This is a genomic window from Pseudonocardia kujensis, assembly GCF_021283305.1.
GTDB lineage: Bacteria > Actinomycetota > Actinomycetes > Mycobacteriales > Pseudonocardiaceae > Pseudonocardia > Pseudonocardia kujensis.
Map to the genome: position 1 here is coordinate 91,882 of NZ_JAJSOK010000016.1, position 15,850 is coordinate 107,731.

Consider the following 15,850-nt stretch of genomic DNA (forward strand, 5'->3'; position numbering starts at 1 on the left):
CCACCCGTGAGCCCGGACCGGACAGTGAGCCCCCCGACCAGCACCGTTCCCGACGACGTGCGGGAGCGGCACGCCGCGCTGGCCACCGAGGTCGCGGACCACCAGTTCCGCTACTACGTGCTCGACGCGCCGGTGGTCTCGGACGGCCAGTTCGACGCGCTGTGGCGCGAGCTGGTCGCGCTGGAGGAGGAGCACCCGGGGCTCCGCACCCCCGACTCGCCCACCCAGAAGGTCGGCGGGAAGTTCTCCACCGAGTTCACCGCGTACGACCACCTCGAGCGCATGCTCAGCCTGGACAACGCCTTCAGCGAGGAGGACCTGCGCGCCTGGGCGGAGCGCACCGTGCGCGAGGTCGGCTCGGACCTGCACTACCTGTGCGAGCTGAAGATCGACGGGCTCGCGGTGAACCTGCTCTACGAGAACGGGGTGCTCACCCGGGCGCTCACCCGGGGGGACGGACGCACGGGCGAGGACATCACGCTCAACATGCGCACCCTCGAGGAGGTGCCCGAGAAGCTCACCGGCACCGAGGAGTTCCCGGTGCCCGAGCTCGTCGAGGTCCGCGGCGAGGTGTACTTCCGGCTCGAGGACTTCCAGCGGCTCAACGCCGCGCTCGTCGAGGCGGGAAAGCCGCCCTTCGCGAACCCGCGCAACACCGCGGCCGGCTCGCTGCGGCAGAAGGACCCGCGGGTCACCGCGTCCCGCAACCTGCGGCTGATCTGCCACGGGCTGGGGCGGCGCAAGGGCTTCACCCCGGTCACGCAGTCGCACTCCTACGAGGCGCTGCAGGCGTGGGGGCTGCCGGTCTCCACCCGCACCACCGTCTTCACCTCGATCGACGAGGTGGTGGCGCACGTCGCGTACTGGGGCGAGCACCGGCACGACATCGAGCACGAGATCGACGGCGTGGTCGTGAAGGTCGACGAGGTGGCCCTGCAGCGTCGCCTCGGCGCCACCTCCCGCGCGCCGCGCTGGGCGATCGCCTACAAGTACCCGCCGGAGGAAGCCTTCACCAGGCTCCTCGACATCCAGGTCAACGTCGGGCGGACGGGGCGGGTCACCCCGTTCGCGGTCATGGAGCCCGTGCTGGTGGCGGGGTCCACGGTCTCGATGGCCACGCTGCACAACGAGGACGAGGTGCGCCGCAAGGGCGTGCTGATCGGCGACCGCGTGGTCATCCGCAAGGCGGGCGACGTGATCCCCGAGGTGCTCGGCCCGGTCACGGACGTGCGCACCGGCGAGGAGCGGGCGTTCGTCATGCCCACGCACTGCCCCGAGTGCGGCACGGAGCTGGTGCGGCAGAAGGCGGGGGACGTCGACCAGCGCTGCCCCAATGCCCGGTCCTGTCCCGCGCAGCTGCGGGAGCGGCTGTTCCACGTGGCCGGCCGCGGGTCGTTCGACATCGAGGGCCTGGGCTACGAGGCCGCCACGGCGCTGCTGAAGTCCGGCGTGGTGCATGACGAGGGCGACGTGTTCGCCCTCACCGAGGAGGACCTGCTGCAGGTCGACCTCTTCCGCACCAAGGCGGGGGCGCTGTCGGCCAACGGCCGCAAGCTGCTGCAGAACCTGGAGGCGGCCAAGGACCGGCCGCTGTGGCGGGTGCTGGTCGGCCTGTCGATACGGCACGTCGGGCCCACCGCCGCGCAGGCGCTGGCCCGCGAGTTCCACTCCATGGACGCGATCGAGCAGGCCGCGGCCACGGCGTGGGAGGAGACCGAGAAGGCCGGGGTGGAGATCACGTCGGACGGGTCCGCCGCCGAGGAGCCGGACTCGTCCGACGGTCCGGCGGTCCCCGCCGACGCCGCGGACAGCGCCGCCGACACGGCCGCCGACAGGGCCGCCGACACCGTTGCCGAGACCTCTGTCGACACCTCGACCGACGACGCCGATCCCGAGGCCCTCGCCGCCGAGGCGGAGAAGGCCCAGAAAGCGGCGACTCGCACGCAGGCGAAGGCGGTCGCCGCCGCGCTGGCGCCGATCGCCGGCGTCGAGGGCGTGGGCCCCACGATCGCCGCCGCGGTGCGGGACTGGTTCACCGTCGACTGGCACCGCGAGGTCGTCGCGAAGTGGCGGGCCGCGGGGGTGCAGATGGTCGACGAGGTCGACGAGTCGGTCCCGCGCACGCTGGAGGGCCTGTCGATCGTGATCACCGGCTCGATGGAGAACTTCTCCCGGGACGAGGCCAAGGAGGCGATCATGGCCCGGGGCGGCCGGGCGGCCGGCTCGGTCTCGAAGAAGACGGCCTTCCTCGTCGCCGGCGACGCCCCGGGCTCCAAGTACGACAAGGCCGTCGAGCTCGGTGTCCCGGTGCTCGACGAGGAAGGCTTCCGGGTGCTGCTGGACCGCGGCCCCGAGGAGGCCACCCGACACGCCGAGGCCGCGTCGGGATCGTGACACGCGTCAGCACTTGGAGGGATCTCCCGGCCCGGCCGCGCGGACCCGCAGCGGCGGCCGACTAGGCTCGCGGCTTCCGCTCCCCGCACGGGCCTGACCGGTCGTCGCCCTGTCTCGTGCCGGCGTGGGGTGCGGTGCGGATCCTGGAGAAGGAGGAGGGCACGGTGCTGCAGGCGGTACTGAACGGTTCGCGTCCGGAGGACGCGCACCCGGCGCTGCCCGTCCTCGCCCGGCACCTCGCCCGCGACGCCCGCGCGGTCGCCCGCCTCGGCGTCGGCTCCGTGCACGTCCACCCGCGGGACCCGCTCGGCCACGAGACGATCGACCCGGTCCACGTGGGCGACGCGGTGGCGCTGATCCGCCAGGAGGCCCCGGGCGTCGAGATCGGCGTGACCACGGGGCGGTGGATCCAGCCGGACCCGAACCTGCGGATCGAGGCCGTGCTCAGCTGGGGCCGGCTCGGCCTGGGCAAGCCCGACGTCTGCTCGGTCAACGTCCACGAGAAGGGCTGGGTGGAGGTCTGCCGGGCGGCGGCGACGGTGGGCATCGGCGTCGAGCTCGGCGTGTGGACCAGCGGCGACGCCGTCACCCTGCGGCAGAGCGGCGTGCCGCCGAAGACCGTGCGCGTGCTCGCCGAGTCGACCGTGGTGTCGGACCCGGAGACCGCGGTCGCGGAGGCGGTCCGGATCGTGCGGGCGCTCGGCCAGCTCCCCGTGCCGGTGCTGCTGCACGGCGAGGAGGACGGCGCCTGGCCGGTGCTGGAGTACGCGCTGCGGATGGGCGTCGACACCCGGATCGGCTTCGAGGACGTCCTGGTCCGGCCGGACGGCTGGCTCGCCACGGGCAACGACGACCTCGTCCGCGCCGCGCTCGCCATCCGCGTCTGAGCGGCGGCGAACGACCGGGAAACCCCAGGGGTTCCCGCCCGGACCGGGCTTCACTCCTGTCCGTCGAGGTTGTTGGTCGGGCAACAGAAACCGGCCGCACGCCGTGGCCGTGGTCGTGGTCGTGACCGATCCGTGATCTCTACCGTTGACGTCATGAGCTCCGCAAGCCGGTTTCGGGACAGTCGCGTGGCCCGGCGCGTCCGTGCCGCCGCCGGGCTGCTGATCACGCCCTTGGTGCCCGACGACGTCCTGAGCACCCTGAACCCGCTGTGGTCGCGGTCCGCGCCGCGCGCCCGCGTGGTGAAGGTGGTGCGCGAGACCCCCGACACCACCACGCTCGTGCTGCGACCGGGCACCTCGTTCGCCCCGCACCGGCCCGGCCAGTACCTCGGGATCGGGCTGCAGGTCGCGGGCGTCTGGCACTGGCGGACCTACTCGGTCACCTCACGGCCGGGCGATCCGCTGCTGTCGGTCGCGGTCACCGCGGTCCCCGGCGGCGTCCTGTCCGGCCGCCTCGCCCACGACACCCCCGTCGGCACCGTCGTCGGGCTCGGCCCGGCGGCGGGGGAGTTCACGCTCCCCGAGCCGACGCCGGAGAAGCTGCTGTTCGTCACCGCCGGCAGCGGCATCACGCCCGTGATGGGCATGCTGCGCGCGCTCGCCCCGGCCGACCTGTGCGGCGCGGTCCTGGTCCACTGCGACCGCACGCCCGCCGACGTCGTGTTCGGGCCGGAGCTGCGCGGGCTGGCCGCGCGGACCGGGCTGCGCCTCGTCGAGCGGCACACGGCCGGGCAGGGCCGGCTCACCCCCGACGCCCTCGCCGACGCCGTGCCGGACTGGGCCGTCCGCGAGACCTGGGCCTGCGGGCCCGCTGGGTTCCTCGACACCCTCGCCACGCACTGGGAGCGGGCGGGCGACCCGGAACTGCTGCACGTCGAGCGGTTCGCCCCGAAGCGCGTCGGGAGCGCGGCCGGCACCGGCGGACGGATCACCTTCGCCACCAGCGGTCTCGTCGCCGACGCGGAGCCCGACACCCCCGTCCTGCTGGCCGGCGAGGCCGCCGGCGCCCTGCTGCCGAACGGCTGCCGGATGGGCATCTGCCACACCTGCGTCGGCAAGCTGCAGGCCGGCGCCGTCCGCGATCTGCAGTCCGGCGAGGTGATCGACGCCGCCGACCAGCCCGGCCGGCCCGTCCGCACCTGCGTCTCCGCTCCCAGCGGCGACATCACCCTCGACCTGTAGACGTGGGCGCGCCCCACCCCTGCGACTCACGACCCCGCTGAGCTGGAGAGACACCGCATGCTTCGTCGCGACACCCGGACCACCCTCGAGATCGTCCCCGGGACCGGGGAGGAGAAGGTCTCCGCCGCCGCGCACCTCACGGCCGAACAGGTCGAGGCGCTCGGCGCGGAGCTCGACGCGATCCGCGAGGAGGTCGTCGCCTCCCGCGGCGAACGCGACGCGCGCTACATCCACGCGGTGATCCGTGCCCAGCGCGGGCTGGAGTTCGGCGGCCGCGCCCTGCTGCTGTTCTCGAAGTTCCCGCCGGCCTGGATCGCCGGCACGGCCGCGCTGTCGGTCGCGAAGATCCTCGAGAACATGGAGCTCGGGCACAACATCCTGCACGGCCAGTGGGACTGGATGCGGGACCCGAAGATCCACTCGACGACCTGGGACTGGGACCACGTCGACCCGGCCGAGTTCTGGAAGCGCTCGCACAACTACGAGCACCACACCTTCACCAACATCCGGGGCAAGGACCGCGACCTCGGCTACACGGTCATGCGGATCACGCCGGAGGAGGAGTGGCGGCCCACGCACCTGCTGCAGCCGCTCACGAACGTCGGGTTGTCGCTGATCTTCGAGTACGGGATCGCGCTCTACGACATCGAGACCGACAAGATCAAGAGCGGCGAGAAGTCCTGGGCCGAGGCCAAGCCGCAGATTGCCGCCACGTTCCGGAAGATCGGCAAGCAGGCGGCCAAGGACTACGTCCTGTTCCCGCTGCTCTCCGGCCCGTCGGCGCTGTCGACGCTCGTCGCGAACCTCACCGCCAACACGGTGCGCAACGTCTGGTCGCACGCGGTGATCTTCTGCGGCCACTTCCCGGACGGCACCGAGACCTTCGAGGAGGAGCGACTCGAGGGCGAGACCCAGGGCGAGTGGTACATCCGGCAGATGCTGGGCTCGGCCAACCTGACCGGCAGCAAGGCGATGCACCTGATGACCGGCAACCTGTCGCACCAGATCGAGCACCACCTCTTCCCCGACCTGCCCAGCAACCGCTACGCCGAGATCGCGCCGCGTGTGCGGGACATCTGCGAGCGCTACGGCCTGCCGTACAACGCGGGGCCGCTGCCCAAGCAGTACGCGAAGGTGTGGCGCAAGATCCTCCGGCTGGCCTTCCCCGGCGGCCACGAGCGCTACGGTGCGGCGAAGCCCACCCCGCGCAGCCGGATCGGGAAGGCGGTCCGCCGCGTCGCCCCCGCCCGCCTCGCCGCTTGACCTCGCAGTATGGAACCATAACGCGATTTTCCGGCCAAGTCTCCCGCGTTATGGTTCCATAACGCGGCTTCGACGCCTGGAATCGCGCGTTATGGTTCCATAGTGCGGATTCGGCCGCTGGAATTGCGCGTTATGGTTCCGGAGTGCGTCAGGGTTTCGGGTCGAGGGCGCGGAGGCCGACCGTGAGCTCGAGGCGTCGGACGGGGTCGTCGAGCGCCTCGCCGTAGACCTCCCGGAGGCCGGCGAGGCGGTAGCGCACCGTCTGCGGGTGCACGTGCAGCGCCGCGGCCGCGGTGGTGACGTCGCCGTGCGCGTCGAGCCAGGCCCGCAGCGTCTCCAGCGCCCGGGCCGCCGCGCCGGAGGGCATGTCCTGCACCGGCCCCAGGACCCGCTCCCGCAGATCGGCCGCCAGGTCGGGCGCCCCGACCAGCAGCAGCTCGACGAGGTGTGTATCGGCCCGCAGCAGCGCCTCACCGTCCCGCGCGAGCAGCCCTGCCGCGTGCGCCGGCCAGGCCGACAGTGCCCGCGCCGCCGACCGGTGCGCCTCGGCCGCCGGCACCACCGGGCCGAGCACCGCCGCCCGGTCCCGCAGCGCGGCCCGCACCAGCTCGACGAGCCCCTCGCGCACCGCGGGCACGAACGCGACCCCGGCGGGGTCCAGGTCGGCCGCAACCGCGCCGGGGACCCGGGCGGCCACCTCCACGGCGTCGTCGACGACGAGGGCCGCCAGCCGCGCGGGAACGGTCCAGCCCGCGGCGGTGGCCAGCTTCTCGATCTCCGCCGGCTCGACCGGCGGCCGCGCGACCATCGCCTCGACCAGGGCCTGCCGCCGGGTCTGCAGGGACCCGGCCCGCATGGCCTCCTCCTCGGCCCAGCCCGCGACCGACGCCGCGGACAGCTGCTCGACGTAGGAGAACAGCGCCTCGGCCAGCGCGAAGATCACATCGGGGGGCAGGGCGCGGGCGACCGGGCTCTCGCCGACCGCCCGCCAGACCGTGCGCGTGCCGACCTGGTAGGCGCTCTGCAGCGCGGCGAGCGTGCGGCCCTCGCGGTGCTCGACGCGGCCCAGCTCGGCGTAGATCCGGGTGTCCGGCAGCTCCGTGTCCGAGCCCAGCAGCCCGACGAACTGGTCCAGGGCGACCGTGACGCCCTGGGTGATCCGGTTGCCGAAGTTGCCCTTCAGCGGCCGCGCGTACTCCGCGACCTGCGCCCGGACCTCGGCGATGATCTCGTCGGTCGCCCCCACGACGTAGGGGCGCAGCGCCTTCCCGGCGGCCGACGGGACGCGCGCCCAGGGCCGGTCCATGGTCGTCAGGACCCGAGGACCGTCGCGACGATGCCGGCGAGGTGGGCCAGCCGGGCCAGCTCCGACGGCCGGAACGCCGGCCCGCCCGGACGCCCGACGACCAGCGCCTTCGCAGGCAGCGAGGAGCCGAACGGCGCGGCGGCCAGCTCGGTGTCGAGCGCACTCCACGGCTCGGGCACCCAGTGCACCTCCGGGTCGACGATCATCGCCTTGTCCAGCGGCAGCCACGGCAGGTCGCCCGCCCGCGTCTCCGGCGCGGCCGAGGAGTCGGCCAGCCGGTAGGAGCGACCCTCCTCGCGCACGGCGACGATCGCCCAGCCCGCCCGGAACAACCGGGGGACCTCCTCGGCGAGCCGGGCCAGCCCGTTCGCGGGGTCGGAGGCGATCGCGTCGACCAGCTCGAGCTCGCGGTGGGTGTCCAGCCGCCCGCTGGACGGCCGCACGGACTCCACCTGGACCCCGGGCACCGACTCGGCCGCGGTGATCAGGACGTCCGGGGGGCGCCCCGACGGCAGCTCGACGGCCAGGTCGTCGACCGCCTGCCCGTCCGTGCGCTCGACGACGTCGACACCCAGGATGTCCGCCCCGGCGTCGCCGAGGGCCGTGGCGACCGCGCCCAGGATGCCCGGCTTGTCCGGCAGGACCACCCGGAGCAGGAACGACACTCCGCCACGCCTCCTTCGAGACCGATTGCACGACACGACGGCGCCCACCCGCCGCGGCCGGGGGCGTCGCCTCCCGTCGATCCTGCCAAACCAGCGGCGGCCGGGGACAGGCGCAGGGGGTTGACAGTGGCGGCGAAACCCGTCGGCGGAGTGTCGGTGGGCGCGAATAGACTGGTGGACGAGCGGGCGAGGTGCCCTCCGACCGACCCCAGGCGCGCCCCCGCTCGGGACCGAAGTTTCCACGGACCGCGGCGTACCGCTGCGGGTCCGCACCCGTCTCCTCGAGGAGGGACATGCCCGCCGACTCTGGGCCTGCCGTCGCAGGGCCCGATTCCAGGGGGGCCATCTCCCGGGACGAGGTCGCGCACCTCGCCCGGCTGGCCCGGCTGGCCGTCACGGACGACGAGCTCGACGTGTTCGCCGGCCAGCTCGACGTCATCCTCGGCGCCGTCGCCCGGGTGGGCGAGGTGGCCGCCGAGGACATCCCGCCGACGTCGCACGCGGTGCCGCTGCAGAACGTCTTCCGGCCCGACGTCCGGCGCCCCGGGCTGAGCCAGGAGCAGGCGCTCGCGTGTGCGCCCGCCGCCGAGGAGGGCCGCTTCCGCGTGCCCCGGATCCTGGGGGAGGAGCAGTGAGCGACCTGATCCGCCTCACCGCCGCCGAGCTGGCCGCGAAGATCCACTCCGGTGAGGTCTCGGCCGTCGAGGCCGCGCAGGCCCACCTCGACCGGATCGCCGAGGTCGACGGCGAGGTGCACGCGTTCCTGCACGTCGGCGCCGAGGCCGCCCTGGCCAACGCCGCCCTGGTCGACGAGGCCGTCAAGGCGGGCACCGCGCCCGCGTCGCCGCTGGCCGGCGTCCCGCTGGCGCTCAAGGACGTGTTCACCACCACGGACATGCCCACGACCTGCGGGTCGAAGATGCTCGAGGGCTGGCGCCCGCCGTACGACGCCACGCTCACCGCCCGGCTGCGCGCCGCCGGGATCACGATCCTGGGCAAGACGAACATGGACGAGTTCGCCATGGGCTCCTCCACCGAGCACTCGGCGTACGGGCCCACCCGCAACCCGTGGGACCTCTCCCGGATCCCCGGCGGGTCCGGCGGCGGGTCCGCGGCCGCGCTCGCCGCGTTCGAGGCGCCGCTGGCGATCGGGACGGACACCGGCGGCTCGATCCGCCAGCCCGCCGCCGTCACCGGCACCGTGGGCGTCAAGCCGACCTACGGCGGGGTGTCCCGCTACGGCCTCGTGGCCTGCGCGTCCTCGCTCGACCAGGGCGGCCCGTGCGCCCGCACGGTGCTCGACGCGGCGCTGCTGCACGAGGTGATCGGCGGTCACGACCCGCTCGACTCCACCTCGATCGACGCGCCGGTGCCGGCCGTCGTCGAGGCCGCGCGGATCGGGGCACAGGGCGACCTGTCCGGCGTCCGGGTCGGCGTGGTGCGCGAGCTGGGCGGCGAGGGCTACCAGCCCGGCGTGCGGGCGTCGTTCGAGGCCGCGCTGCGCCGGCTGGAGAAGCTCGGCGCCGAGGTCGTCGAGGTGTCCTGCCCGCACTTCGAGGACGGGCTGGCGGCGTACTACCTGATCCTGCCGAGCGAGGTGTCGTCGAACCTCGCGCGGTTCGACGCGATGCGCTACGGCCTGCGCGTCGAGAAGGGCGCGTCGGCCGAGGAGGTCATGGCCGCGACCCGCGAGGCCGGGTTCGGCCCCGAGGCCAAGCGCCGGATCATCCTGGGCACCTACGCCCTGTCGTCGGGCTACTACGACGCCTACTACGGGCAGGCGCAGAAGGTCCGCACGCTGATCAGCCGGGACTTCGCCGCCGCGTTCGAGCAGGCGGACGTCCTGGTCAGCCCCACCGCGCCGACCACGGCCTTCCCGATCGGCGAGAAGGTCGACGACCCGCTGGCGATGTACCTCAACGACCTCGCCACCATCCCGACCAACCTCGCGGGCGTCGCCGGCATGTCGGTGCCGTCGGGGCTGGCGGAGGAGGACGGCCTGCCGGTCGGCCTGCAGGTCATGGCGCCCGCGCTGGGCGAGGCCGTGATGTACCGCGTCGGCGCGGCCGTCGAGGCCGCGCGCGACGCCGACGAGGGCGGGCCGCTGATCGCCCGCGTCCCGGAGGTCGCGAAGTGACAACCACCGCTCCCGCCCTGGTCGACTTCGACGACGTCGTGGCCGGCTACGAGCCCACGCTGGGGCTCGAGGTGCACGTCGAGCTGTCGACCAACACGAAGATGTTCTGCGGCTGCCCGACCGACTTCGGCGCCGAGCCCAACACCCAGGTCTGCCCGACGTGCCTGGGCCTGCCCGGCTCGCTGCCCGTGGTCAACCGGTCCGCGGTCGAGGCGGCGATCCGGATCGGGCTGGCACTGAACTGCTCGATCGCGCCGTGGGGCCGGTTCGCGCGGAAGAACTACTTCTACCCGGACATGCCCAAGAACTTCCAGACCTCGCAGTACGACGAGCCGATCGCCGTGAACGGCTGGATGGACGTCACGCTGGAGGACGGCGAGGTCGTGCGCGTCGGCATCGAGCGCGCGCACATGGAGGAGGACACCGGCAAGTCGCTGCACGTCGGCGGGGCGGACGGCCGGATCCACGGTGCGGAGTACTCGCTGCTCGACTACAACCGGGCCGGTGTGCCGCTGATCGAGATCGTCACGAAGATGATCCCGGGCACCGGCGCCCGGGCGCCCGAGGTGGCGCGCGCGTACGTCACGCAGCTGCGGGACCTGATCAAGTCGCTCGGTGTCTCGGACGTCCGGATGGACCAGGGCTCCATGCGGTGCGACGTCAACCTGTCGCTCTCGCCCACCGGCTCCGGCGTGCTGGGCACCCGCACCGAGACCAAGAACGTCAACTCGCTGCGGTCGGTCGAGCGGGCCGTCCGGTACGAGATGCAGCGCCAGGCCGGCGTGCTCGACGGCGGCGGCGTGATCGTGCAGGAGACCCGGCACTTCGAGGAGCAGTCCGGCACCACCCGGCCGGGCCGGCGCAAGGAGACCTCGGAGGACTACCGGTACTTCCCGGAGCCCGACCTGGTCCCGATCGCGCCGAGCGCCGAGTGGGTCGAGGAGCTGCGCGGCACGCTGCCCGAGCTGCCCTGGGAGCACCGCAAGCGCATCCAGGAGGCCTGGGGCCTGTCGGACGAGGAGCTGCGCGACCTGGTCAACGCCGGGGCGCTCGAGCTCATCGAGGCCACGGTCGCCGAGGGCGCGCCCGCCGGCGAGGCCCGCTCCTGGTGGGTCGCGTACCTGGCCCAGCAGGCCAACACCCGCGGCGTGGAGCTGGCCGAGCTGCCGATCACCCCGGCCCAGGTCGCCCGGGTGATCGCCCTGGTGGCCGCCGGCGACCTCAACAACAAGCTCGCCCGCCAGGTGGTCGACGGCGTGCTGGCCCACGAGGGCGAGCCGGACGAGGTCGTCGAGTCCCGCGGCCTGAAGGTCGTGTCCGACGACGGCGCCCTCATCGCCGCCGTCGACGAGGCCCTCGCGGCCCAGCCCGACGTCGTCGAGAAGATCAAGGGCGGCAAGGTCCAGGCCGCCGGCGCGATCGTCGGCGCGGTCATGAAGGCCACCAAGGGCCAGGCCGACGCCAAGCGTGTCCGCGAGCTGATCATCGAACGCTGCAGCTGAGCTGCCCGTGAGTGGTCGGTCGGTGTCGGAGCACCACTGATCCCGCACGAGCCGTCCACGGCGTGCCCCACCCATCGGCGCGGTTGCCGGAGGGTGGGGCACCCGCAGCCCGCGCACGCCCCGGCGCAGCTGCCGTGCCCGTGCTCCTCGACTTCCCTGCCTATGATCGTCGGTCGGGGACGGGAAGGGTCGGAAATCGACGCCCCGCGTCCACAACTGGTGATCTTGCTGCTGCGGTGCTCGGGATGCGGTTCGTGGGACACCGGCCCGTCCGGTGATCACTGATTCTGGACCCCACGCGGTGGCGGTCAGGCGCGGGAAGCCCCGCCCCCGCTGGGCGGCTGGATGCGGATGACCCGGTCGTCGCTGGCCACGGGCTTGCCGCCCGACTTGTTGACCGTGCCCAGCCAGAGCAGGCCGTCCGAGCCGAGCGTCGCGGCGTTGAGGCGCCCGTAGACGTTGATCAGGAGCGTCTCGGGGGCGCCGGAGAAGCTGCCGTCGTCGGCCGGGCGCAGCACCGACAGCGCGGCCCCGCCGGTCAGCGCGACCGCGACCACGCCCGGTTGGGTCATGCAGCCCGCGACGCCGGGCCGGTCCGGCCAGGTCCACGCCGCGGGGCCGAGGGGGCCGGGCGCGACCCGGTACAGCACGTCGCGCGAGGGCGCCCGGTCCGTCACCCACACCGACTCGCTGGTGGGGTCCGTGCAGATCCCGCCCGGCTGGGCCAGGCCCGTGCTCAGCACCGGCGAGCCGGGGTTCGGGTTGGCCGCGGCGGGGCGGCCGAGGGTGTCGATCCGCAGGACCTTGCCGTTGAGCGCGGTGGGCGGCGGGGCGGGGTCGCCGGCGTTGCCGGTGGCGACGAGCAGCGTGTTGCCGACGTCGGTGCCGAGCGCGCCGCCGTTGCCCGACGGACCCTTGGGGATCCCGGTCAGCACCGGCTTCGGCGGCTCGTTCGGGGCGAGCCGGAGCACCCGGTTGTCCTCCGGCGTGGTCGCGTACGCGTAGACGAGCTGGTCCTCCTCGTAGCTGGGGGAGAGCACCAACCCGGTCAGCCCGCCGCCGCCGGCCGTGTCGACCGGCACGGTGGTGACCAGCACCGGGTCCTTCCCGCGCTCGACCCGCAGCACCCGGCCGGTCGCGCGTTCACCGACCAGCGCGGACACGCCGTTGGGCAGCACCGCGACCGCACCCACGGGGTCCAGGCAGGTGGCGACGACCTGGGGATCCGGGTCGTCGCAGCCCGACGGGACCTGCGGGGCGCCGGGATCCGGCGAGCCGTCGCCGTTCTGGTCGTCCGGCTCGCTCCCGGGCGCCTCCTGCACCGAGGGTGGGCCGCCCAGCTCGCCCTGCCCCTCCGTCTTCTCCTGCCAGTTCCGCGGGCCCTCGTCCGGGAAGCTCGCGCAGCCCGCCAGGAGCCCGAGCAGGCCGATCAGGGCGACCAGCGCGAGCCGCAGGCGGGGAGGGCGGTGGCGCACGTGATCAGGCTAGGCGCGGTGAGGTGAGCGGCCGGTGAGTAGCGTCGGCGCCATGACCGTGGTCCTGGTCCCGCACCCGCGCGGTGCCGACGCCCTCGCCGACCTGCCGAACCTCCGCCCCCTGGTGTACGACCCGAAGCAGCCGTTGCCGGCGGGCGCCGAGGAGGCCGAGGTCCTGGTGCCGCCCTTCCTCGCGACGGGGAAGGTCGTGGAGCTCGTGGACCGGCTGCCGAACCTCCGGCTCGTGCAGCTGCTCACGGCGGGCGCGGAGGCCTGGATCGGGAAGCTGCCCGACGGCGTCCTGCTCTCCGACGGCAAGGGCGCGCACGGCGGTGCGACGGCGGAGTGGGTCGTCGCGGTGCTCCTCGCGGTGTACCGGGAGCTGCCGGGGTTCGTGCAGGCGCAGGAGCGCGGCGAGTGGAGCCAGCACGTCACCGACGAGCTCGGTGGCAAGCGCGTGCTGATCGTCGGGGCGGGCGACGTCGCGGAGAACCTCGTGCGCCGGCTCGAGCCGTTCGAGGTCACGATCACGCTGGTGGGCCGGCGCCGACGCGAGGGCGTGCACGGCATCGACGAGGTCCACGACCTGCTGCCGCAGCACGACGCCTGCGTGGTGATCGTCCCGCTGACGGACGAGACCCGCGGCCTGGTCGACAAGGACTTCCTCGCCGCGATGCCCGACGGCGCCGTGCTGGTCAACGGCGCGCGCGGGCCCGTCGCCGACACGGACGCCCTGCTCGCGGAGCTGCGCAGCGGCCGGCTGCGGGCGGCGCTCGACGTCACCGACCCCGAGCCGCTCCCGGCGGGCCACCCGCTGTGGGAGGCACCGGGGCTGCTGCTGACCCCGCACGTGGGCGGCAGCGTCCCCGCCGCGATGACCCGCGCCTTTCGCGTGATGCGCGAGCAGCTCGGCTACTTCGCGCGCGGCGAGGAGCCGCCGAACGTGGTGAGGAACGGCTACTGAGGCCGCCCCGAGCCGCTCCTGCGGCAGGCTCTGTGCCGGCGCTCAGTCCTCGGTGCCGACGTCGTTGCGCTGGTCGACGACGGTCTGCCGCTCGGGCGTGATCCAGAGGATCACCCGCTCGCTCTTGATCATGTCGGGCGGGTAGTCCTGGCCGTTGTACTTCTGCGAGAGCTCGTCGACGTGGGTGCGTGCCTCGTCGCCGGTCGTCATGTCGGTGACGCGCCCGCGGACCTCGGCGTACCGGTACGGGTTGTCCTCGTCGCGGATCAGCACCGTGATCCGGGGGTCCCGCCTGACGTTGCGCGCCTTCGCCCGGTGCGTCTCGGTGTTGAGCACGAGCTTCCCGTCCTTGATCCCGCACCAGATCATGTGGTTCTGGATCATTCCGCTGGGGAAGACGGTCGCGACCGCGGCGAAGTTGGCGCCCTCGGCCAGCTTCTGGGTGTCCGGGTGCAGCTCGGGTCCGTCCTTGGTGTCCGCCATGGCCGTCGGATGCCCGGGTCCCACCGGGCGAAACCTGGTGAACACGCTGGTCGGCGGCGCCTCGGGCGGGCCGTGCGCGGATACCCTCGGCGCCATGACCGACCCCACCAGGCAGTTCGACATCGGCACGCTCGGCGGGACCCGGCCCCCGGAGCAGGAGACCGACCGACGACCGGTCGCGTGGAGCGGCGGGGCCGACGTCGGCATGCTGCTGCTGCGCCTCGGCGTCGGCGGGATCTTCGTGGCCCACGGCCTGCAGAAGGTCTTCGGGATGTGGGGCGGCCGGGGAATCGGCGAGACCACGACGATCCTGACCGGCCTCGGCTTCCGGCAGGCCCCGACGCTGGCCTGGGCGCTCGGCTTCGGCGAGCTGATCCTCGGCGCGCTGCTCGTGGTCGGGCTGTTCACGCCGCTGGCGGCGGCCGGACTGCTCGCCGTCAAGATCTGCGCGGTCGTGGTCAAGTGGGGGAGCCCGTTCTTCGCCGCGGACTCCCCGAACGCCCTGGAGCTCGACGTCGCGCTCGGTGCCGGCGTCGCCGCCCTGCTGTTCGTCGGGGCCGGGCGGATCTCGCTGGACAGCGGCCGGACCTGGCAGCGCCGCCCGGTGCCATGGGCCGTGTTGTTCCTGGCGGTCGGGGTGGCGGTCGCGCTGGGCGTGCTGTACGGCCTGCGGTGACGGCCTGGCTCCCCGCCGTCGGACGACGGCTGGGCGGCCCGGCGGAGATCGTCGGCCGCACCCCGCTCGCCGGCGGGTACGTGGCGCAGGGCGTCGAGCGCGTCGACCTGCGGGTCGGGGACCGGGTGGTGCCGGTCGTGGTCAAGCCGGCGGCCCCGGTCGAGGTCGCCGCGCTGCGGGCGATCGCGGTGGTCGAGGGGGTGGCCGCACCGCGCCTGCTCCACCCGGATCCGCTCGTGCTGACCTGGGTCGACGGGGAGCCCGCGGCCGAAGGCGACCCGGTGCCCGAGGACGTCTGGCGGACCCTCGCCCGGGTGCACCGGCACTGGTTCCGCAAGCGGCCGCGCACCATCCCCGTGGTCGACGCCGCGTGGTGGGCCGCGCTCTGCGAGCGGACCCTCGTGCCGTTGCGCGGCGGTGCCGCCCGCACCGGCGAGCCCGCGTATGCGAGTGCGGCCGGGCTGATGGCCGAGTGGGCGCACGACCCGCGGATCGGGGCGGCGCTCGCCCTGCTGCCCCGCACGCTCTGCCACGGCGACCCGCACCGCGGCAACATCCTGGGCGGCGCACTGATCGACTGGGGCAACGCCCGGGCGGCTCCGGCCGGGCTCGACCTCGCGGTCCTCGAGGCCCAGGGCCGCGGCGACGACTCCGCCTACCGCGCCGAGGCACCCGCCCTGCCCGACCCCCTCGCGGCCGTCGAACGGGAGTGGGCGCGGGCCCATGTCCACGTGCAGTACCTCGGGTTCGCGGCCGACCACCTCGGTGCGGACCGGGTCGCGGAGATGACCGAGACGGCCGCGGAGTCCCTCGGCCGGCTCGGTCCTGCGCTCCGCGCCTGTGCGGGGTGAGTGGT

At 74.0% G+C, this 15,850-nt stretch carries 14 protein-coding genes; 10 read left to right on the forward strand and 4 right to left on the reverse strand.

The window, feature by feature from the left end; translation table 11 throughout:
- Positions 1-6 precede the first annotated feature (6 nt).
- From ligA to LWC35_RS14150, 4 genes are all read left to right on the forward strand, one after another.
- A complete protein-coding gene (gene ligA, locus LWC35_RS14135; RefSeq protein WP_232870567.1) occupies positions 7-2,394 on the forward strand; it encodes an NAD-dependent DNA ligase LigA in 2,388 nt (795 codons plus the stop codon).
- A gap of 134 nt (positions 2,395-2,528) precedes the next feature.
- The gene (locus LWC35_RS14140; RefSeq protein ID WP_232870568.1) at positions 2,529-3,281 is read left to right on the forward strand and encodes a 3-keto-5-aminohexanoate cleavage protein; all 753 of its coding nucleotides are present in this window, start codon (positions 2,529-2,531) and stop codon (positions 3,279-3,281) included.
- A gap of 153 nt (positions 3,282-3,434) precedes the next feature.
- Positions 3,435-4,523, forward strand: a complete 1,089-nt coding sequence (locus tag LWC35_RS14145) for a ferredoxin reductase (RefSeq protein WP_232870569.1) — start codon at positions 3,435-3,437, stop codon at positions 4,521-4,523.
- Between the two features lie 57 nt (positions 4,524-4,580).
- Positions 4,581-5,786, forward strand: a complete 1,206-nt coding sequence (locus LWC35_RS14150) for a fatty acid desaturase family protein (RefSeq protein ID WP_232870570.1) — start codon at positions 4,581-4,583, stop codon at positions 5,784-5,786.
- Between the two features lie 148 nt (positions 5,787-5,934).
- Here LWC35_RS14150 and LWC35_RS14155 read toward each other — a convergent pair whose 3' ends face one another.
- Both LWC35_RS14155 and LWC35_RS14160 read right to left on the reverse strand, forming a co-directional pair.
- Positions 5,935-7,092: a PucR family transcriptional regulator gene (locus tag LWC35_RS14155; RefSeq protein ID WP_232870571.1), complete on the reverse strand. Its 1,158-nt coding sequence runs from the start codon at positions 7,090-7,092 to the stop codon at positions 5,935-5,937.
- 5 nt (positions 7,093-7,097) lie between these two features.
- Positions 7,098-7,757: an ACT domain-containing protein gene (locus LWC35_RS14160; RefSeq protein WP_232870572.1), complete on the reverse strand. Its 660-nt coding sequence runs from the start codon at positions 7,755-7,757 to the stop codon at positions 7,098-7,100.
- Between the two features lie 293 nt (positions 7,758-8,050).
- Here LWC35_RS14160 and gatC point away from each other — a divergent pair, with 293 nt between their 5' ends.
- Genes gatC through gatB form a run of 3 tightly spaced genes read left to right on the forward strand, consistent with a single transcriptional unit; the run spans position 8,051 to position 11,396 of the window.
- Positions 8,051-8,392 (forward strand): Asp-tRNA(Asn)/Glu-tRNA(Gln) amidotransferase subunit GatC, encoded by a 342-nt coding sequence (gene gatC / locus LWC35_RS14165; RefSeq protein ID WP_232870573.1) that lies wholly within the window; start codon positions 8,051-8,053, stop codon positions 8,390-8,392.
- Positions 8,389-9,894 (forward strand): Asp-tRNA(Asn)/Glu-tRNA(Gln) amidotransferase subunit GatA, encoded by a 1,506-nt coding sequence (gene gatA / locus LWC35_RS14170; RefSeq protein WP_232870574.1) that lies wholly within the window; start codon positions 8,389-8,391, stop codon positions 9,892-9,894. The genes gatC and gatA overlap by 4 nt, the downstream gene beginning before the upstream one ends.
- Positions 9,891-11,396, forward strand: a complete 1,506-nt coding sequence (gene gatB / locus LWC35_RS14175; protein WP_232870575.1) for an Asp-tRNA(Asn)/Glu-tRNA(Gln) amidotransferase subunit GatB — start codon at positions 9,891-9,893, stop codon at positions 11,394-11,396. Before gatA ends, gatB begins: the two co-directional genes overlap by 4 nt.
- A 308-nt stretch (positions 11,397-11,704) precedes the next feature.
- Here gatB and LWC35_RS14180 read toward each other — a convergent pair whose 3' ends face one another.
- Positions 11,705-12,871: a PQQ-dependent sugar dehydrogenase gene (locus LWC35_RS14180; protein WP_232870576.1), complete on the reverse strand. Its 1,167-nt coding sequence runs from the start codon at positions 12,869-12,871 to the stop codon at positions 11,705-11,707.
- A gap of 52 nt (positions 12,872-12,923) precedes the next feature.
- On the opposite strand from LWC35_RS14180, the gene LWC35_RS14185 reads away from it, so the two are divergent.
- A complete protein-coding gene (locus LWC35_RS14185; protein ID WP_232870577.1) occupies positions 12,924-13,835 on the forward strand; it encodes a 2-hydroxyacid dehydrogenase in 912 nt (303 codons plus the stop codon).
- A 42-nt stretch (positions 13,836-13,877) separates the two neighbouring features.
- On the opposite strand, the gene LWC35_RS14190 is transcribed toward LWC35_RS14185, so the two are convergent.
- Complete coding sequence (locus LWC35_RS14190; protein WP_232870578.1) at positions 13,878-14,318, reverse strand: PPOX class F420-dependent oxidoreductase; 441 nt, start codon at positions 14,316-14,318, stop codon at positions 13,878-13,880.
- Positions 14,319-14,412: 94 nt separating this feature from the next.
- Here LWC35_RS14190 and LWC35_RS14195 point away from each other — a divergent pair, with 94 nt between their 5' ends.
- On the forward strand, positions 14,413-14,994 hold the full coding sequence (locus LWC35_RS14195) for a DoxX family protein (RefSeq protein WP_232870579.1): 582 nt from the start codon (positions 14,413-14,415) through the stop codon (positions 14,992-14,994).
- Positions 14,991-15,845, forward strand: a complete 855-nt coding sequence (locus tag LWC35_RS14200; protein WP_232870580.1) for a phosphotransferase — start codon at positions 14,991-14,993, stop codon at positions 15,843-15,845. Before LWC35_RS14195 ends, LWC35_RS14200 begins: the two co-directional genes overlap by 4 nt.
- Positions 15,846-15,850 lie beyond the last annotated feature (5 nt).

Bases quoted from the DNA above. Each gene is read 5' to 3' on its own strand.
- LWC35_RS14195 (WP_232870579.1), top strand. From the start codon at position 14,413: ATGACCGACCCCACCAGGCAGTTCGACATCGGCACGCTCGGCGGGACC.
- LWC35_RS14190 (WP_232870578.1), bottom strand. From the start codon at position 14,318: ATGGCGGACACCAAGGACGGACCCGAGCTGCACCCGGACACCCAGAAG.
- LWC35_RS14150 (WP_232870570.1), top strand. From the start codon at position 4,581: ATGCTTCGTCGCGACACCCGGACCACCCTCGAGATCGTCCCCGGGACC.
- LWC35_RS14145 (WP_232870569.1), top strand. From the start codon at position 3,435: ATGAGCTCCGCAAGCCGGTTTCGGGACAGTCGCGTGGCCCGGCGCGTC.
- gatC (WP_232870573.1), top strand. From the start codon at position 8,051: ATGCCCGCCGACTCTGGGCCTGCCGTCGCAGGGCCCGATTCCAGGGGG.
- LWC35_RS14155 (WP_232870571.1), bottom strand. From the start codon at position 7,092: ATGGACCGGCCCTGGGCGCGCGTCCCGTCGGCCGCCGGGAAGGCGCTG.
- LWC35_RS14185 (WP_232870577.1), top strand. From the start codon at position 12,924: ATGACCGTGGTCCTGGTCCCGCACCCGCGCGGTGCCGACGCCCTCGCC.